This is a genomic window from Serratia sp. K-E0102 (assembly GCF_029962625.1).
GTDB lineage: Bacteria > Pseudomonadota > Gammaproteobacteria > Enterobacterales > Enterobacteriaceae > Serratia > Serratia sarumanii.
Map to the genome: position 1 here is coordinate 2,908,093 of NZ_CP124754.1, position 17,829 is coordinate 2,925,921.

The 17,829-nt window shown below is 59.3% G+C and carries 17 protein-coding genes; 6 read left to right on the forward strand and 11 right to left on the reverse strand.

The features are described from left to right. Positions 1-150: 150 nt before the first annotated feature. From SSARUM2_RS13915 to SSARUM2_RS13925, 3 genes are all read right to left on the reverse strand, one after another. Complete coding sequence (locus SSARUM2_RS13915; protein WP_033638506.1) at positions 151-741, reverse strand: Slp family lipoprotein; 591 nt, start codon at positions 739-741, stop codon at positions 151-153. 100 nt (positions 742-841) lie between these two features. Next, positions 842-1,543: a tRNA (adenosine(37)-N6)-threonylcarbamoyltransferase complex dimerization subunit type 1 TsaB gene (gene tsaB, locus SSARUM2_RS13920; RefSeq protein WP_041035465.1), complete on the reverse strand. Its 702-nt coding sequence runs from the start codon at positions 1,541-1,543 to the stop codon at positions 842-844. A 79-nt stretch (positions 1,544-1,622) separates the two neighbouring features. Further along, positions 1,623-3,539, reverse strand: coding sequence for an ATP-dependent DNA helicase (locus tag SSARUM2_RS13925; RefSeq protein WP_033647629.1), 1,917 nt, complete (start codon positions 3,537-3,539; stop codon positions 1,623-1,625). Positions 3,540-3,672: 133 nt separating this feature from the next. On the opposite strand from SSARUM2_RS13925, the gene SSARUM2_RS13930 reads away from it, so the two are divergent. Next, positions 3,673-4,017, forward strand: a complete 345-nt coding sequence (locus SSARUM2_RS13930) for a RidA family protein (RefSeq protein ID WP_033654399.1) — start codon at positions 3,673-3,675, stop codon at positions 4,015-4,017. A 62-nt stretch (positions 4,018-4,079) separates the two neighbouring features. Here SSARUM2_RS13930 and mdtI read toward each other — a convergent pair whose 3' ends face one another. The 4 genes from mdtI to zwf all read right to left on the reverse strand — a co-directional run bounded on the left by mdtI (position 4,080) and on the right by zwf (position 7,586). Then, positions 4,080-4,409, reverse strand: coding sequence for a multidrug/spermidine efflux SMR transporter subunit MdtI (mdtI, locus tag SSARUM2_RS13935; RefSeq protein WP_033634839.1), 330 nt, complete (start codon positions 4,407-4,409; stop codon positions 4,080-4,082). Beyond that, complete coding sequence (mdtJ, locus tag SSARUM2_RS13940) at positions 4,396-4,764, reverse strand: multidrug/spermidine efflux SMR transporter subunit MdtJ (RefSeq protein ID WP_033634840.1); 369 nt, start codon at positions 4,762-4,764, stop codon at positions 4,396-4,398. Before mdtJ ends, mdtI begins: the two co-directional genes overlap by 14 nt. Before the next feature lie 550 nt (positions 4,765-5,314). Then, a complete protein-coding gene (locus tag SSARUM2_RS13945; RefSeq protein ID WP_033634842.1) occupies positions 5,315-5,956 on the reverse strand; it encodes a bifunctional 4-hydroxy-2-oxoglutarate aldolase/2-dehydro-3-deoxy-phosphogluconate aldolase in 642 nt (213 codons plus the stop codon). Between the two features lie 154 nt (positions 5,957-6,110). Next, on the reverse strand, positions 6,111-7,586 hold the full coding sequence (zwf, locus tag SSARUM2_RS13950; RefSeq protein WP_033634844.1) for a glucose-6-phosphate dehydrogenase: 1,476 nt from the start codon (positions 7,584-7,586) through the stop codon (positions 6,111-6,113). A gap of 447 nt (positions 7,587-8,033) precedes the next feature. Between zwf and SSARUM2_RS13955 the strand changes: the two genes are divergently transcribed. From SSARUM2_RS13955 to SSARUM2_RS13965, 3 genes are all read left to right on the forward strand, one after another. Next, entirely contained in the window at positions 8,034-8,906 is an 873-nt protein-coding gene (locus tag SSARUM2_RS13955) for a MurR/RpiR family transcriptional regulator (protein WP_033634845.1), read from the forward strand. 189 nt (positions 8,907-9,095) lie between these two features. Next, complete coding sequence (pyk, locus tag SSARUM2_RS13960) at positions 9,096-10,538, forward strand: pyruvate kinase (RefSeq protein WP_019452801.1); 1,443 nt, start codon at positions 9,096-9,098, stop codon at positions 10,536-10,538. Positions 10,539-10,626: 88 nt separating this feature from the next. Continuing rightward, positions 10,627-11,508 (forward strand): adenylate cyclase, encoded by an 882-nt coding sequence (locus tag SSARUM2_RS13965; protein WP_041035471.1) that lies wholly within the window; start codon positions 10,627-10,629, stop codon positions 11,506-11,508. A 49-nt stretch (positions 11,509-11,557) separates the two neighbouring features. Here SSARUM2_RS13965 and lpxM read toward each other — a convergent pair whose 3' ends face one another. The 3 genes from lpxM to znuA all read right to left on the reverse strand — a co-directional run bounded on the left by lpxM (position 11,558) and on the right by znuA (position 14,966). Continuing rightward, positions 11,558-12,526 (reverse strand): lauroyl-Kdo(2)-lipid IV(A) myristoyltransferase, encoded by a 969-nt coding sequence (gene lpxM, locus SSARUM2_RS13970; RefSeq protein ID WP_033638507.1) that lies wholly within the window; start codon positions 12,524-12,526, stop codon positions 11,558-11,560. Positions 12,527-12,677: 151 nt separating this feature from the next. Next, on the reverse strand, positions 12,678-14,000 hold the full coding sequence (gene mepM, locus SSARUM2_RS13975) for a murein DD-endopeptidase MepM (RefSeq protein ID WP_033634847.1): 1,323 nt from the start codon (positions 13,998-14,000) through the stop codon (positions 12,678-12,680). Between the two features lie 21 nt (positions 14,001-14,021). After that, positions 14,022-14,966: a zinc ABC transporter substrate-binding protein ZnuA gene (znuA, locus tag SSARUM2_RS13980; protein WP_060430831.1), complete on the reverse strand. Its 945-nt coding sequence runs from the start codon at positions 14,964-14,966 to the stop codon at positions 14,022-14,024. 78 nt (positions 14,967-15,044) lie between these two features. Here znuA and znuC point away from each other — a divergent pair, with 78 nt between their 5' ends. Then, the gene (znuC, locus tag SSARUM2_RS13985) at positions 15,045-15,803 is read left to right on the forward strand and encodes a zinc ABC transporter ATP-binding protein ZnuC (RefSeq protein WP_004932357.1); all 759 of its coding nucleotides are present in this window, start codon (positions 15,045-15,047) and stop codon (positions 15,801-15,803) included. Then, positions 15,800-16,585: a zinc ABC transporter permease subunit ZnuB gene (gene znuB, locus SSARUM2_RS13990; protein ID WP_033634849.1), complete on the forward strand. Its 786-nt coding sequence runs from the start codon at positions 15,800-15,802 to the stop codon at positions 16,583-16,585. The genes znuC and znuB overlap by 4 nt, the downstream gene beginning before the upstream one ends. Before the next feature lie 228 nt (positions 16,586-16,813). Here the strand turns inward: znuB and ruvB are convergent, their stop codons facing one another. Then, a complete protein-coding gene (gene ruvB, locus SSARUM2_RS13995) occupies positions 16,814-17,818 on the reverse strand; it encodes a Holliday junction branch migration DNA helicase RuvB (RefSeq protein WP_033634851.1) in 1,005 nt (334 codons plus the stop codon). Positions 17,819-17,829: the final 11 nt, after the last annotated feature.

Below are 17,829 nucleotides of genomic sequence, written 5' to 3' on the forward strand. Positions count from 1 at the left end.
CATAACAATATTTTAACTCAGCAGACCAGTGCAGGTTTTAAACATTATTCAGGTTGCGATGTACGTCACTAATTGTCGGATATTCCTTATCCCAAAAAGCAAAAGGGCGGCCTGAGCCGCCCTGTCAAATGTGATCACATCAAGCGTATGCTACTCGGTTACGATGGTTTGCACCTGTGCCGGGCCAGGATTGTACCAACCATAGCCTGCGCCCCAACCGGGTCCCCACGGGCCACCGCGCCAGCCCCAGGGGCCCATTGGCGCAGGCGGCATCACCACCTGCTGCACCAGGTGCCAGCGTTTGAAACCGGTCACGTTCATCGTCACGAAGCGATACGGCGTCATGCCGATACGCCCCTCTTTCAGACCGGTAATGGGGCCGACGACGGTCACCAACTGACCTTTGAAATCAACCGGTTCGAGGAAACCGTTTACCGTGGCCAGCAAGCGGCCGCGCGACGGTTCGCCCAAAATCGGCCGCGCACCGCTGTCGAGCGGCACCGCCGCGATCTCCAGCACCGTGCGCCCTTGCTCGTTGGCGACGTTAACCACGGTGCCGCCGAAGCGGGCTTCCGCGCCGGTAAACAGATTAGGTGCATTTTGTACCGAGGAAAGCTGAGTCACCGGCGAAGGGGTGGAACCTTTGATCGCATCCGGTACGGTGACGCACCCGGACAGAACCAGCGCGCCGCAGGCGACGGCCAGCAGCGACAGCTTTTTACTTGCAGTGCGGATTAACATGGTCGCAATCTCCTGAAATGGCTGTAACTTTGACCGCGTTTCATCGTTCAAGTTGCAGGCTTTCATCGCCCGGCCTCAACAACAGCACAATAGGCCGCGCTTACTCGCGGCCCGGCAGTTTTTTCCAGGTGACTTCATTGCGCAGATAGGTCGGTTCGGCGTTTTCCACCGCCACCGCCAGCCCCAGTTGCCAGGCGTGCAGCGCCAGCGGCAGCATGTCTTGCGCCTGCGGCAACAGCATCTGCCCGTCACGCACGCTCAGCGTAGACCCCTTGACCAGATCGGGATAGGTTTGCCAGCCGGTGCCGACGTGGGCCCATTCGCCCTGCAGGCGCTGCGCACGCTCCAGCGCCTGCGCCGGCGACAACACCGCCTCGCCTTCGCTTTCCAACCAGCTACCGTCCGCCTGGCGTTCGAACTGCCCCCAGTAGACTTCGCCCATGCGCGCATCTATCGCCGCCAGCACCCGCTCCGCCCCGCAGACGCGCCAGGCGCCCTGCGCCATGGTTTGCAGCGTGGAAATACCGAGCATCGGCAGATCGGCGCCCAGCGCCAGGCCCTGAGCGATGCCAATGCCGATGCGCACCCCGGTAAAGCTGCCGGGGCCGCGGCCAAAGGCCAGCGCATCGAGCTGGTTGAGCGCCAGGCCGGATTCCGCCAGCACCTGCTGCACCATAGGTAAAATACGTTGCGTATGCTCGCGTGGGCACAGCTCAAACAGGGCGTGGATTTCGCCTTGATTCCAGACGGCGACGGAACAGGCTTCCGTCGCGGTATCGATCGCTAAAATTCGCGTGGACATGCCAACCTCTGGCGGGAATAAAACTGGGTTTTTCATACAGGGCGCGCATTGTAGCACAGCCCCGTAAGCCCTTCATCTTTCACGTGGCCGACGTGTCGGCGGCCTGCAGGAAGGCGATCGCCTGCTTCAAATCGCGGGTGCGCGGCGTAGGCGGCAGGCTATTGAGGAACACCTCGCCGTAGGGCCGCATGACCAGACGGTTATCGCAAATCACCAGCACGCCGCGATCGTCGGTGTCGCGGATCAAACGGCCGACGCCCTGTTTCAGGGTGATGACCGCATCCGGCAGCTGCACGTCATTGAACGGATCGCCGCCGCGCAGGCGGCAATCTTCAATGCGCGCCTTCAGCAGCGGATCGTCCGGTGAAGTGAACGGCAGTTTATCGATGATGACGCAGGACAGCGCATCGCCGCGCACGTCCACCCCCTCCCAGAAGCTGCTGGTCGCCACCAGCAGCGCGTTACCGGCGGCGACGAACTGCGCCAGCAGCTGCCCTTTGCTGGTTTCCCCTTGCAACAGCACCGGCAACGTCATCGTGGCGCGGAACTCTTCCGCCAGCTCGCGCATCATCTGGTGCGAGGTGCATAAAAAGAAGCAGCGGCCGTTGTTGGCTTCAATTAATGGCCGCAGCATGCGCGCCAGCTGGCGCGCTCCGCCGCGCTGATTCGGCGAAGGCAAAAAGCGCGGCACGCACAGCAGCGCCTGCTTGGCATAGTCGAACGGGCTCGGCAACAGCAGCGTTTTGGCCTTGGTCAGCCCCAACCGTTCGGTGAAGTGGCCCAACCGATCGTTGACCGACAGCGTAGCCGAGGTAAAGATCCAACTGCCCGGCTTCTCGTCCAGCATTTCGCGGAACCGATCGGCTACCGTCAGCGGCGTCAGCGCCAGCACGAAATGGCGCGAGTTGCATTCATACCAATAGCTGTAGCCAGGCTCCGTCACCGCCTTCAGCCGCTTGAGGCGCGCGCGGTACAGCGTGGCGCGCTCAAAGGCGGCGTCCAGCAGCGCCGAACGCCCCAGCGACAGTTTCATCACGTCATAACACAGCTCCAACGCGTCATCGAGCAGCAACAGAGCGCGCTGCACGTTCGGTTCGCCGAGCACGTCACGCAAATTGCCGCGAAAACCCGGCTCGCCCAGATTCAGACGGAAATCTTGCGTGCTCAGGCTGAGACGGTCGGCACTTTTTTGCAGTTGAGCGGCGTCGCGCACCTCGGTGCGGTAGGCGATGGTGATGTCCTTCGCCAAATCCAACAGTTGGCGGCTGGTGAGCTGCTGGCCGAAATACTGGCTGGCGATGTCGGGGATTTGGTGCGCTTCGTCGAAAATCATCACCTCGGCTTCCGGGATCAGCTCGGCGAAACCGCCCTCTTTCACCACCATATCCGCCAGGAACAGGTGATGGTTTACCACCACCACATCCGCATCCATCGCGCGGCGGCGTGCCTTGACCACGAAGCAATCCTGATACAGCGGGCAATCGCTGCCCAGGCAGTTGTCATTGGTGCTGGTCACCAATGGCCAGACGAAGCTGTCTTCCGCCACTTCGCTGCAGGTGCTGATGTCGCCCTCTTTGGTCTGCGACGACCACTTGCGCAGCTGCACCAGATCGATCAGCGTCTGCCCCGCCAGCTCGCCGCCGGCCATCGACTGCTGCTCCAGCCGCTCCAGACACAGATAATTGGAGCGCCCCTTCAGCAGCGCCAGCTTGCCTTTGTACTTCAACGCTTTGGCGACGGTGGGCAGATCGCGCGCATACAGCTGATCCTGCAACGCTTTCGAACCGGTAGAGATGATCACTTTGCGATCGGCGCGCAGCGCCGGCGCCAGATAAGCGAAGGTTTTGCCGGTGCCGGTGCCGGCTTCCACCACCAGCTCCTGCTTGAAATTGATTGCCTCGGTGACGGCTTGCGCCATCTGCCGCTGCGGCTCACGCGGTTTGAATCCCTTGATAGCCTGCGCCAATGCGCCGTCTGTTGCAAAATCGTCTGTCACGCTGTCTCTCTGCCGGTGTCATTCAGCGGTGATTATGCCAAGCCTGCCGCCCGGCTACCACCCACTTTATCGCCGCACTTTTTCATTACCGGCTGTGCTACCCTTAGCGGGACTATGATATGGAGATAAGCAAATGAATATCGAAAGAATTGATCCCGATCAGCGCTGGTCCGAAGCCGTGGTGCACAACGAGACCGTTTACTACACCAGCGTGCCGGAGAACCTGGACGACGACGCGACCGCGCAGACCGCCAACGCCCTCGCCGCCATCGACGTGCTGCTGGCGCGCGTAGGTTCGGACAAAAGCCGCATTCTGGACGCCACCATCTTCCTGGCCAACAGCACCGACTTCGCCGCGATGAACGCCGCCTGGGACGCCTGGGTGGTCGCCGGCAGCGCGCCGGTGCGCTGCACGGTGCAGGCGCAGCTGATGAATCCGAAGTACAAGGTGGAAATCAAAATCATCGCCGCGCTGTAAGCCTGAGCGCAGACGAAAAAAAACCGCAGACGGCAACGCCTGCGGTTTTTTATTGCCCGTTATCAGGACAGTTTAAGGATCACCATCCCCATCAGCAGCAGCGCCAGGCCAATCCAGCCTTTGGCGTTCAACCGCTGGCCGAACATGATCCAGCCTGCGGCGATGGTGGCGGCGATACCGAAACCGCCCCACAGCGCATAAGCGATCGAAAGATCGATGCCCTTCACCGCCTGCGCCAGGGCGCTGAACGCGCCGAGCACCGACAGCAGCGACAACAGCCCCAGCCAAATTTTACGGAAGCCGTCCGACATCTTCAGGAAGATGTTGGCGATGATTTCCAGCACGATCGCCAGCCCCAGGAACCCAATGTGGTACAACTCAAACTGTTGCATGGTTGTTACCTCGCGGGCTGACCTGTTTTCGCTCTTTGCGGGTACCGGATTTCACCAGCATGATGCCGGCGATCAGCGTAGCCAGACCCAGCACCTTCAGCGCCGAGATTGGCTCGTCGAACCACAGCACGCTGAACAGGGTAATGAACAGAATACCGATGCCTTCCCACAGCGCATAGGCCACGCCCAGCGCCACGCGTTTTACCGCTACGGACAGCAACACATAAGACGCGGTGATCATCACGTACATCACGATGTGCCCAATCATGCCGCCATTGACGCTGGCGTATTTCATCGACAAGGTGCCGATGATTTCGGTCATGATGGCCAAACCTAAAAAGATCCAATAAATCATAATTTTTCTCCCAAACGGCGAATAACGCGCGCCAAGGCATATTTATCCCGATTTATCTCGTCGAACGGCCGCATTGCGGCGCGCAAGACGCAGAGATCCCTGGGGATAAACTGACCCAAACGCAAAAAGAATGTTTGCCCGGCTGAACGGTAGAGCGAAGGCGAAAGCCCGCTACCGGCACCGGTTAAGGGAGAAAGACGCTATAGCTCGCTGCACCAGTGATGCTCACTGGCAAGGATCGCAGACAGGAAGAGTTGGCACGTAGAGGTTCTGAGGGTAATTCCGTTAATAGTCATCATAATCGTTCTCTATTATCAGCCGCACACCGTGCGATTTGCCCAATATCCTCATGAAATTAAAATTTTCGACTGAGATATTTTTACCACAGCCAAAATAAGAAAGCAAACTGCCGTTTTCATAAAAATCGAAAAAAAACGGTTTAAAAATAAGAACGTTAATCACGATAAAAATTAAAAAAGGCTCAACGGAGCGTTGAGCCTTGCGATACTCGCGGCGCGCAAATAAGCGCCAACCCCAGACGCGGCGCGGGTTACAACGCAGCCCCGCTGACGGCGCTGCGCGCCAGTTCAGTGATGCGCGCGTAGTCGCCGCTTTCGAGCGCGTCCGCCGGCACCAGCCAGGAACCGCCGATGCAAAGTACGCTGTTCAGCGCCAGATAATCGCGGTAGTTGTTCGGCGTAATGCCGCCGGTCGGGCAAAAACGCACCTGCGGGAACGGGCCGCCGATCGCCTGCAGCGCCTTCACGCCGCCGTTGGCTTCCGCCGGGAAGAATTTGAACTCGCGCAGGCCGTGATCCATGCCCTGCATCAGCTCGGAAACGGTGCTGATGCCCGGGATCAGCGGGATTGGCCCCGCCGTCGCCGCCTGCAGCAAGGCTTCGGTCAGCCCCGGGCTGATGGCGAACTGCGCTCCCGCCTCGGTCACCTCCCGCAGCTGCTGCGGATTGATCACCGTACCGGCGCCGATAATGGCCTCCGGCACCTCTTTGGCGATAGCGCGGATCGCCTCCAGCCCACAGGCGGTGCGCAGCGTCACCTCCAATACCCGCACGCCGCCGGCAACCAGCGCTTTCGCCAGCGGCACCGCCTGCTCCAGCTTGTTGATCACGATAACAGGCACCACCGGCCCTGCCGTCAGGATCTGCTCGGCGCTGGTTTTCCAGTTTTTCATCGTTATTTCTCCATTACTCGCGGTTAACAATGGCACGCCCCTGCCACAGGGCTCCGCGCAAATGCGCGGACGTCCGGCCGTACCGTAAGTGATGTGGCCCACGTGCAGATCGCAGGCAAAAAAAAGCCGGCAGACAGGCTGCCGGCATTGCGCATTACTCGAACTCGTTCCAGGAACGGCCGTCGCGGGTGATCATCGCCACCGAGGCCACCGGCCCCCAGGTGCCCGCCTGATAAGGCTTCGGCGCCTCGTTGTCGGCTTTCCATGCGTCCATGATGGAGTCGACCCACTTCCAGGCCTCTTCCACTTCATCGCGGCGCACAAACAGCGCCTGAATGCCGCGCATGGTCTCCAGCAGCAGGCGCTCGTAGGCGTCCGCCACGTGCTCCTGGTTGAAGGTTTCCGAGAAGCTCAGGTCCAGCTTGGTGGTCTGCAGACGGTGCTTATGATCCAGCCCCGGCACCTTGTTCAGCACCTGAATTTCGATGCCTTCGTCCGGCTGCAGGCGGATGGTCAGCTTGTTCTGCGGCAGCTGTTGGTAAGAGTCGCTGAACAGGTTAAGCGGTGGGTTTTTGAAGTACACCACCACTTCCGAGCATTTGGTCGGCAGACGTTTACCGGTACGCAGGTAGAACGGCACCCCGGCCCACTGCCAGTTGTCGATATCCACGCGGATGGAGACGAAAGTTTCGGTGCTGCTGCTCTTGTTCGCCCCTTCCTCTTCCAGATAACCCGGCACTTTCTTGCCCTGGACGAAACCGGCGGTGTACTGACCACGCACGGTGGTTTCCCGTACATTGGTCTGATCGATGCGGCGCAGCGAACGCAGTACCTTCACCTTCTCGTCGCGGATACGGTCAGTGGTCAGATCCGCCGGCGGCGACATGGCGATCATGGTCAGGATCTGCAGCAGGTGGTTCTGGATCATGTCGCGCATCTGGCCGGCCTGGTCGAAGTAACCCCAGCGCCCTTCGATGCCCACCTCTTCCGCCACGGTGATCTGCACCGAATCGATGGTGCGGTTATCCCAGTTGGATGCGAACAGCGAGTTGGCGAAACGCAGCGCCAACAGGTTCAGCACCGTCTCTTTACCGAGATAGTGGTCGATACGGTAAACCTGGGATTCGTTGAAGTACTCCGCCACCTGGTCGTTGATCACGCGGGAAGACGCCAGATCGGTGCCCAGCGGCTTCTCCATCACCACGCGCGCCGGCTCATGGTTCAGCTTGGCTTCACCCAACCCTTTGCAGATGGCGCCGAAGGTGCTTGGCGGCATGGCGAAGTAGTTGATGGTGGTGCGGTGTTTCTGATCCAGCATTTTACCCAATTTGGTAAAGTTCTTGCTGTCGTTGACGTCCAGATTGCAGAAGTCCAGGCGTGCGCTCAGCGTGGCCCAGAGTTCGTCATCCAGTTTTTCCTTCATGAAGGTGCCAAGCGCTTCCTTGACCACTTCGGTATAGGCTTTTTTATCCCACTCCGCGCGGCCGACGCCGATGATCCGCGTTTCCGGGTGGATGTGTCCGGCTTTCTCTAACTGGTACAGGGAAGGCAGCAGCTTACGGCGCGCCAAATCACCTTTCGCGCCGAAAATAACCAGGTCACACGCCTGGGCTGTAGAGGTTACCGCCATGTTCATCTCCTCGTTGCAGGATATTTGTAATTTTCTTACATTACTAATGTACTCTGTTTGACTACGGCCAGCAAACCCAGCGCAGAAGCAGAAAAAAAGACCTCAATATTCCAGTGGAAGCGCCAATGTGCGCCAGCGCCCTCGTCCCGGGCAAAACTGTAATTTTTCGTCTTTTTTGACGCTCTGTTACCATTATGAAAGTTAGACACAGGTCATATTCTGGTGAAAAAAGCCTGCATACGCCCTGTCGAGACTGCCAACGGTTACCAGCACGTAGTATATTTTCACTAAACCGGCATTGATTTCTCCTTTGTTTGAAATCGTCATACCCTATCGATTCCAGGTTACAGCCGCTCGTTTGGCGTCTGCTTGTACGGCGAACACGGGCGAGATTCGACGCTGTTGCTTGAAAGCCACAGGGATAAAACCATGAGTGACTCTCGTTATATGAATACGCTGGACAAAATCCAGAGCCATCTGGAACTCCTGAGCAAATCTGAAAGGAAAGTCGCCGAGGTGATCCTGGCCTCCCCGCAGACCGCCATTCACTCCAGCATCGCCACGCTGGCGCGCATGGCCGACGTCAGTGAACCCACCGTCAACCGTTTTTGCCGCCGCCTTGATACCAAAGGCTTTCCCGACTTCAAACTGCATCTCGCCCAAAGCCTGGCTAACGGCACGCCCTACGTAAACCGTAACGTCGAGGAAGACGACAGCGTCGATGCTTATACCAGCAAGATCTTCGAATCGGTCATGGCCAGCCTGGATACAGTAAAGGCAAATTTGGATATTGCCGCAATCAATCGTGCGGTTGACCTACTCACCCAGGCAAAAAAGATCTCTTTCTTCGGCCTGGGCGCCTCCGCGGCGGTAGCGCACGATGCGATGAACAAATTTTTCCGCTTCAACATTCCGGTGGTCTACTTCGATGACATCGTTATGCAGCGCATGAGCTGCATGAACTCCGGCGAAGGCGACGTGGTGGTGCTGATCTCACACACCGGCCGCACCAAGAATCTGGTGGAGATGGCCCACCTGGCGCGAGAAAACGACGCTACGGTACTGGCTATCACCTCGCGCGACACCCCGCTCGCCCAGGCGGCGACCCTCGCTCTGCTGCTCGACGTGCCCGAAGACACCGACGTTTACATGCCGATGGTGTCACGGATCGCGCAATTAACGCTCATTGACGTGCTCGCCACAGGATTTACCTTGCGCCGAGGGGCTAAATTCAGAGATAACTTGAAGCGGGTCAAAGAAGCGCTCAAAGAATCGCGCTTTGATAAAGGCGTGGTCATTCCCAACAGTTTTGATTCGTGACCCGACGAAGAAAAAATCGCCGTTCAACAGACATTTGAATGACGGCATCAGAGGCGGTACCCTGTTAACATGCTCATGCGGGTAACCCGGGTGAAATATCAGTGTTGTAAAATTACATTTCACGCCTGGTTTCGTTATCCGACGTTATCGCAACACCAATATTTGCTTCACCAGTCAACGGAGTAATACATGTCCAGACGGCTCAGAAGAACCAAAATCGTTACCACCCTGGGTCCGGCTACTGACCGCGACAATAATCTGGAAAAGATCATTGCCGCCGGCGCCAACGTAGTTCGGCTTAACTTCTCCCACGGCAGCCCGGAAGATCACCAGGCTCGCGCTGACAAAGTGCGCGAAATCGCCGCAAAACTGGGACGTCACGTCGCTATACTCGGCGATCTGCAAGGGCCGAAAATCCGCGTCTCCACCTTCAAGGAAGGCAAAATCTTCCTCAACGTGGGCGATAAATTCCTGCTGGACGCCAACCTGTCAAAAGGCGAAGGCGATAAAGAAAAAGTCGGTATCGACTATAAAGGCCTGCCTGCCGACGTGGTGCCGGGCGATGTCCTGCTGCTCGACGACGGCCGCGTTCAGTTGAAAGTGCTCGAAGTTCAGGGCATGAAAGTGTTTACCGAAGTGACCGTCGGCGGCCCGCTGTCCAACAACAAGGGCATCAATAAGCTCGGCGGTGGCCTGTCGGCCGAAGCGCTGACCGAAAAAGACAAGGCGGACATCGTGACCGCCGCCAAGATTGGCGTCGACTATCTGGCGGTTTCCTTCCCGCGCACCGGTGAAGACCTGAACTATGCCCGCCGCCTGGCGCGCGACGCCGGCTGCAACGCCAAGATCGTGTCCAAGGTTGAGCGTGCCGAAGCGGTCTGCAGCGACGAAGCGATGGACGACATTATTCTGGCCTCCGACGTGGTGATGGTTGCCCGTGGCGATCTCGGCGTCGAAATCGGCGATCCGGAACTGGTCGGCATTCAGAAGAAACTGATCCGCCGCGCCCGTACCCTGAACCGCGCGGTGATCACCGCAACTCAGATGATGGAGTCGATGATCACCAACCCGATGCCGACCCGCGCCGAAGTCATGGACGTGGCCAACGCCGTGCTGGACGGCACCGACGCCGTTATGCTGTCGGCGGAAACCGCCGCCGGCCAATACCCGGCGGAAACCGTGGCGGCGATGGCGCGCGTTTGTCTGGGCGCCGAGAAGATCCCGAGCATCAATGTTTCCAAACACCGCCTGGACGTGCAGTTCGACAACATCGAAGAAGCGATTGCCATGTCTTCGATGTATGCCGCCAACCACCTGAAAGGCGTTACCGCGCTGATCGCCATGACCGAGTCCGGCCGCACCGCGCTGATGATGTCGCGCATCAGCTCCGGCCTGCCGATCTTCGCCATGTCGCGTCATGAGCATACGCTGAACCTGACCGCGCTGTATCGCGGCGTGACGCCGGTGTATTTCGACAGCCACAAAGACGGCGTGATCGCCGCCAATGAAGCCGTCAATCGCCTGCGCGACAAGGGCTTCCTGGTCTCCGGCGATCTGGTGATCGTTACCCAGGGCGACGTGATGGAAACCGTCGGCACCACCAATACCAGCCGTATCCTGCGCGTCGAGTAATCCACGCCGCAGACGAAATGCCGGCCGGCTCACGTTGGCCGGCATTTTTTTTTTTGCCCCTGCACCGCCATGAACGACGGAGAACGCCATGCTCCACCAACACACTCCCGCAGCGAGCGGTGATGAGCTCGATCTCGACGGCCACGGCCTGACGCAGCTCGACGAGTCGCCGTTAGCCGGCCACGCGCTGCGCAAGATTAGCCTGTACGACAATCAGCTGACGGCCCTCCCTGTCGCCCTCTTCAGGCACCGAAATCTGCGGGTGCTGAATATCTCCTGCAATCAGCTCGACCGCCTGCCGCCGGAGATTGGCCAGTTGCAACAGCTCGAGATGTTCGACTTTGGCCACAATCGCGCAAACGAACTCCCCGAAGAACTGGGGCAGCTGCATCGGTTGAAATACCTCTATCTGAGCGATAACGGCTTTAGCGATCTGCCGCGCTCGCTGGCGCAGCTGCAGCAGTTGGTTTACCTCAACGCGACCGACAACCATTTAACCGTTTTGCCACAGGCGATACCGAGGCTGGCGGCATTGCAGGAGCTGCGTTTATACAACAACCGCATCGGCAACCTGCCCGCCGAAATCGGGCAACTGCACGCGCTGCGCGAACTGCATATCATGAAAAATGCCCTGACCTCGCTGCCGGCGGAAATGGCTCAGCTCGGTGAGCTGGAGATACTCGACGCGGCTAACAATGCCATCGCCGAGCTGCCGCAGGCCTTCTGCCGGCTGCCGCGGCTGAGCGAGCTGAATCTGCGTTTCAATCAGCTGACGCGCCTGCCGGAAAATATCGGCGAGCTGACGGCGCTGAGAAGTCTGGATCTGCGCGCCAACCGCCTGAGCGACCTGCCGGAAAGCCTCGGCGAACTGAGCCGACTGCGCAAACTGGACCTGCGCTGGAATGATTTCACCCGCACGCCTAAAGTCGTCGACATCCTGCGGGCTCGCGGCTGTAGGGTGCATATATGAAGAGACGCCGGCCGGATTGCGGCCCGGCCGGCGTTAGCGGCAGAAAGGATTAACGATACAGATCGTCGCGCGAGTAAGGTTCAATCTCCCCTTCCTTGCGCGTCTTCAGCAGTTTGAGGATCCAGGTATACTGCTCCGGATTCGGGCCCACCAGATTTTCCACTTCTTCATTCATGCGGCGGGCAATGCGCGGATCGTCGGCTTCAGCCAGATCGTCCATCGGCTCGCGAATATAAATATCCAGCATGCTGGTTTTGCCGTCGTACACCGGGAACAAAGGCACGATCGCCGCACGACACACCTTCATCAGCCGCCCCACCGCCGGCAGCGTCGCCTTATAGGTGGCGAAGAAATCGACGAACTCGCTGTGCTCGGCGCCGTGATCCTGATCGGGCAGATAGTAGCCCCAATACCCCTGCCGCACCGAACTGATAAACGGTTTGATGCCGTCGTTGCGCGCGTGCATGCGGCCGCCGAATTTACGCCGCACGGCGTTCCACAGGTAGTCGATCAGCTGATTGCGCTGGTTGTGGAACATCGCCGCCATCGGTTGGCCGCGCGCGGCCATCAGCATCGCCGGCACATCCACCGCCCAGCCGTGAGGCACCAGGAAAATCACGTTGCGCCCTTCCGCCCGGATCTTGTCCAGCACCTCTTCACCGTGCCAACGCACGCGCTTGAGCACTTTCTCGGGCTTGGTGCAGGCCAGCTCAGCCATCAGCACCATCGACTGCGGCGCACAGGCGAACATCTGGTCGATAATGTGCTCGCGGTCGCTTTCCGGCAGCCCCGGCAAGCAATACAGCAGGTTGATGCGGGCACGACGGCGCGCGCCCTTCGCCAGCTTGCCGGCCAGTTTGCCGACCGCACCCAGCACCGGATCGCGCAGGCGCGCGGGCACCAGCGAAATGCCGGCCATCAGGCCGGTTCCCAACCACACGCCCCAGTAGCGCGGATATAAAAAGGCTTTTTGAAACTGCGGGATGAACTCTACGTTCGATTTCTTCTCGTTTTGCATGCACATGCTCTTAGCTTAGCGATTCGGCTAATCATAATTGCCATCACCGATTTTGCAATTAACAACCGCGAACCGCCCAGATAAAACAGCATCGGCCCGCAATCAGGCCGATGAAATTAGCGGCGCCGAAGCGCCGGAAAAAGGGCGGGCGTTAATCCAACTGCAGTTGAGGAACCACTTCCTTCACCTGCGCCAGATAATCGCTGCGATCTTTGCCGCTCAGCCCTTCGGAACGCGGCAGCTTGGCCGTCAGCGGGTTCACCGCCTGTTGGCCGGTCCACAGTTCAAAGTGCAGGTGCGGCCCGGTGGAGCGGCCGGTGTTGCCGGAGAGCGCAATGCGATCGCCGCGTTTCACCTTCTGGCCCGGTTTCACCAGCAGCTTTTTCAGGTGCATATAACGCGTGGTGTACTGGCGACCGTGGCGGATCGCCACATAGTTGCCCGCCGCGCCGCTGCGTTTGGCGATCACCACTTCACCGTCGCCGACCGCCAGCACCGGCGTGCCGACCGGCATGGCGAAATCGACGCCTTTGTGCGGCGCCACGCGGCCGGTCACCGGGTTCACGCGGCGCGGGTTGAAGTTGGAGGAGATGCGGAACTGTTTCATGGTCGGGAAACGCATGAAGCCGCGCGCCAGGCCTGAGCCCTGACGATCGTAGAATTTGCCGTCTTCGGCGCGGATCGCGTAGTAATCCTTGCCGCCGGTGCGCAGACGCACGCCCAACAGCTGGCTTTGCGATTTCTTGCCGTCGAAATGCTCGCGCGACATCAGCACGGAGAACTGGTCGCCTTTGCGCAGCTTGCGGAAATCGAGCTGCCACTGCAGCGCCTTAATCACCGAGTTGATTTCGTTACGGCTCAGCCCGGCGTCGCCGGCGCTGCTGACAAAGCTGCCGTTGACCCGGCCGCTGATCACGTTGTTGCGCCATTCGCCCTGCTGCGCCTCTTTCGACTCTTTGAAGCTGTTGCCGACGCGGTCATAGGTGCGGGTTTCGCGGCGGGAAACTTCCCAGGTCAACTGCTGCAGATCGCCCGCATCGTTCACGGTCCACGACAACTGTTGGCCGATCTTCAGATTACGCAGATCGCGGTTTTGCGAGGCCAGCAGCGTGACATCCGACATATCGATGCCATATTGCGTCAGAATGCTGCCGAGGGTGTCGCCGGTGGAAACCACATATTCATGCACGCCATCGTCGCCGGCGTCTTTCTGATCCAGCTCATCCTGCGGGATTTCGTCATCGGGAGTGGGTTGGTCGGCATCAATCGGCTCACTGGCTTCGGGGAGCAATGACCGCATCTGGCTGGATTCTAACTCGACGCTCTTGGCGATGGGATTGTGTTCTGGGTGGTAAACAAAAGGCCGCCAAACAGCGACGGCCAATGTGACGACTGTCAGCGACCCCAGCATGACGCGGTGGGGCCGTGGCAGGTTGTTATACGCCAGAGCGATAGTTCGGACTATCTGCTGCACTCGATATTATCCTCATAAGCTTTACTTCAGGCAGCTCACGTACTGGTTTGACAGCTGAGTCAGGAATTTCCCGTAGCTGTCCTTCCCCAGCGCGATGCCGACGCCCAGCGGGTCCAGCGTTCCGGAACGCACTTTGGTACCCTTGGCGACGGCATTGATTACGGCCGGCCTGAATTGTGGCTCAGCAAAAACGCATACCGCTTTCTGCTCAACCAACTGTGTTCGAATTTGGTGTAGGCGCTGTGCTCCAGGCTGAATTTCGGGATTGACGGTGAAATGGCCCAGCGGACTCAAACCGTAGTGTTTCTCAAAGTAGCCGTAAGCATCATGAAAAACAAAATAACCCTTACCTTGCACAGGCGTAAGCATGTTACCAACATTTTTGTCAGTTTGCGTCAGCAGATTCTCGAACTGGCGCAGGTTTGCGTCTAATTTGTCCTTATTTTGCGGCATAAGTTCCAACAATCTGTCGTGAATCGCGATCGCGGTCACTTTTGCTATCTCCGGCGACAGCCAAACGTGCATATTGTACTCGCCGTGATGATGCCCATGATCGTCATCGGCATGGTTATGCGCTTCGCCTGCATGATCATGATCGTCGTCCTCTTCGCCTTTCATCAGCAGCGGCTTCACCGCCGACAGTTCGCTGATGGCCAGCTTTCGGGTCGCCGAGATCGGCACCAGCGCCTTGTTCAGGAACGCCTCCATATCCGGCCCAACCCACAGCACCAGGTCCGCGGAACGCAAGCGCTGGATATCGGAAGGACGCAACGCAAAATCGTGCGGTGAAGCGCCATCCGGCAGCAACACTTCGGTCGGCGTCACGCCGTCGGCGATGGCCGAAGCGATAAAGCCCAACGGACGAATCGAGGTCACCACCGCCGCGGAAGCGCTGCTCAGCGGGCCGGCCATCAACAGTGCGCTGGCCAGCAGCGTGCGCTGCAGCCATTTATTTTTCTTTGCCATCATCAGTAATCCCATCGTTTTCATCAACAAGGCGTGATATTATAACATTCGCTTCGTTCTGCAACCTGTAATCTCGAGATGTCTACACTGATAACGCTAAAAAATATCTCCGTCGCCTTCGGCAGCCGCAAGGTGCTGTCGAACATTTCCCTCAGCCTGCAACCCGGCCGTATTCTCACGCTGCTGGGCCCGAACGGCGCGGGCAAGTCTACGCTGGTGCGCGTAGTGTTGGGATTGGTCAAACCGACCGCCGGCACGCTGGAGCGTGAGCCCGATCTGCGCATCGGCTACGTGCCGCAAAAGCTGCATCTTGACGCCACCCTGCCGCTGACCGTCAGCCGCTTTATGCGCCTCAAGCCCGGCGTCAAGAAAGCCGACATTCTGCCGGCGCTCAAGCGCGTGCACGCCGCCCACCTGCTCGACCAGCCGATGCAAAAGCTCTCCGGCGGTGAAAACCAACGCGTGCTGCTGGCGCGAGCGCTGTTGAACAAACCGCAGCTGCTGGTGCTGGACGAACCCACGCAGGGAGTGGACGTCAACGGTCAGCTGGCGCTCTACGATCTGATCGATCAACTACGTAAAGAGCTGGGCTGCGCCGTGCTGATGGTGTCGCACGATCTGCATCTGGTGATGGCGAAAACCGACGAGGTCTTGTGCCTCAATCAGCACATCTGCTGCTCAGGGGCGCCGGAGGTGGTGTCGATGCATCCCGAATTCATCGCCATGTTCGGCAACCGCGGCGCAGAGCAGCTGGCGGTATATCGCCACCATCACAATCACCGCCACGACCTGCAAGGAAGAATTGTCTTGAAGAAAACCGGGAGCCGCGAAGCATGATCGAACTGTTACTTCCCGGCTGGCTGGCCGGCGTGTTGTTGGCCGGCGCCGCCGGGCCGCTGGGCTCCTTCGTGGTCTGGCGCCGCATGTCCTACTTCGGCGATACCCTGGCGCACGCCTCGCTGCTCGGCGTCGCCTTTGGTCTGCTGCTGGACATCAATCCTTTCTATGCGGTGATCGCCATTACGCTGCTGCTGGCTCTGGCCCTGGTGTGGCTGGAGCGCCGCCCGCAGCTTTCGGTGGATACCCTGCTAGGCATTCTGGCCCACAGCGCCCTGTCGCTGGGGCTGGTGGTGGTGGCGCTGATGTCCAACGTGCGGGTCGATCTGATGGCCTACCTGTTCGGCGATCTGCTGTCGGTTACGCTGAGCGATATCCTGATGATCGCCGGCGGCGTCGCCGTGGTGCTGTTGGTGCTGTGGTGGCAGTGGCGCGATCTGCTGTCGATGACCATCAGCCCGGAGCTGGCGCACGTCGACGGCGTCAATCTGGCGCGGGCGCGCACCGTGCTGATGCTGGTGACCGCGTTGACCATCGGCCTGGCGATGAAATTCGTCGGCGCGCTGATCATCACTTCGCTGCTGATCATTCCTGCAGCCACCGCTCGCCGCTTCGCGCGCACGCCGGAACAGATGGCCGGCGTCGCGGTGCTGCTCGGCATGGTGGCCGTCACCGGCGGCCTGACTTTCTCGGCGTGTTACGATACGCCGGCCGGCCCTTCGGTAGTGCTCTGCGCCGCCGTGCTGTTCACGCTGAGCCTGTTCAAAAAACAGCAGGCTTGATTGAAGCCAGAACCAGAATATGACGAGGGCCGCAGATGCGGCCCTTTCTACTGCTGACAGAGGAGGAAAAAACGCGGTTTTTCCTCCTCTGTGGTGAGCAGCCGAAAATCAATGAATTGATTTTCCTTATTTTTTATATGCGCCTTCTATTAATCCGATAACGTCATCAAGTTCAATATTAACGTCAAGGGCCGCAGATGCGGCCCTTTTGTATGGAGGATGGCAAACTTATGCTTCGCGTTCCAGCCCGAAATGCCGGTAGGCATGCTGGGTCGCCAAACGGCCGCGCGGCGTGCGCTGGATAAAGCCCTGCTGGATCAGGAACGGTTCAATCACGTCCTCGATGGTTTCGCGCTCTTCGCCGATCGCCGCCGCCAGGTTGTCCAGCCCGACCGGGCCGCCGGTAAACTTGTCGATAATCGCCAACAGCAGCTTGCGGTCCATATAGTCGAAGCCTTCGGCGTCAACGTTGAGCATATCGAGCGCCTGCGCCGCCACCGCGCCGCTGATCACGCCGTTGGCGCGCACCTCGGCAAAGTCGCGCACCCGGCGCAACAGGCGGTTGGCGATACGCGGCGTACCGCGCGCACGGCGGGCCACTTCATGGGCCCCCTCATCGGACAGCTCCAGCCCCAGGCAGCCGGCGCTGCGCGAGACGATGTGCTGCAGATCCGCCACCTGATAAAACTCCAACCGCTGGACAATGCCGAAGCGATCGCGCAGCGGCGAGGTCAGCGAGCCGGCGCGGGTGGTAGCGCCCACCAAGGTAAACGGCGGCAGATCGAGCTTAATCGAACGCGCCGCCGGCCCTTCGCCGATCATGATATCCAGCTGATAGTCTTCCATCGCCGGATACAGCACCTCTTCCACCACCGGAGACAAACGGTGGATTTCGTCGATGAACAACACGTCGTGCGGTTCGAGGTTGGTCAGCATCGCCGCCAAATCACCCGCCTTCTCCAGCACCGGGCCGGACGTGGTGCGCAGATTCACGCCCATTTCGTTGGCCACGATGTTGGCCAGGGTGGTCTTCCCTAAGCCCGGCGGGCCGAAGATCAGCAGATGGTCGAGCGCGTCGCCACGCTGCTTGGCCGCCTGGATGAAGATCTCCATCTGCTCGCGCACGTGCGGCTGGCCAACGTATTCGCTCAACAGCTTGGGACGAATGGCGCGATCGAGGACTTCTTCCTCGTTGATCGGTTCGGCGGAGATCAGGCGATCGGCTTCAATCATTATCTACCTCT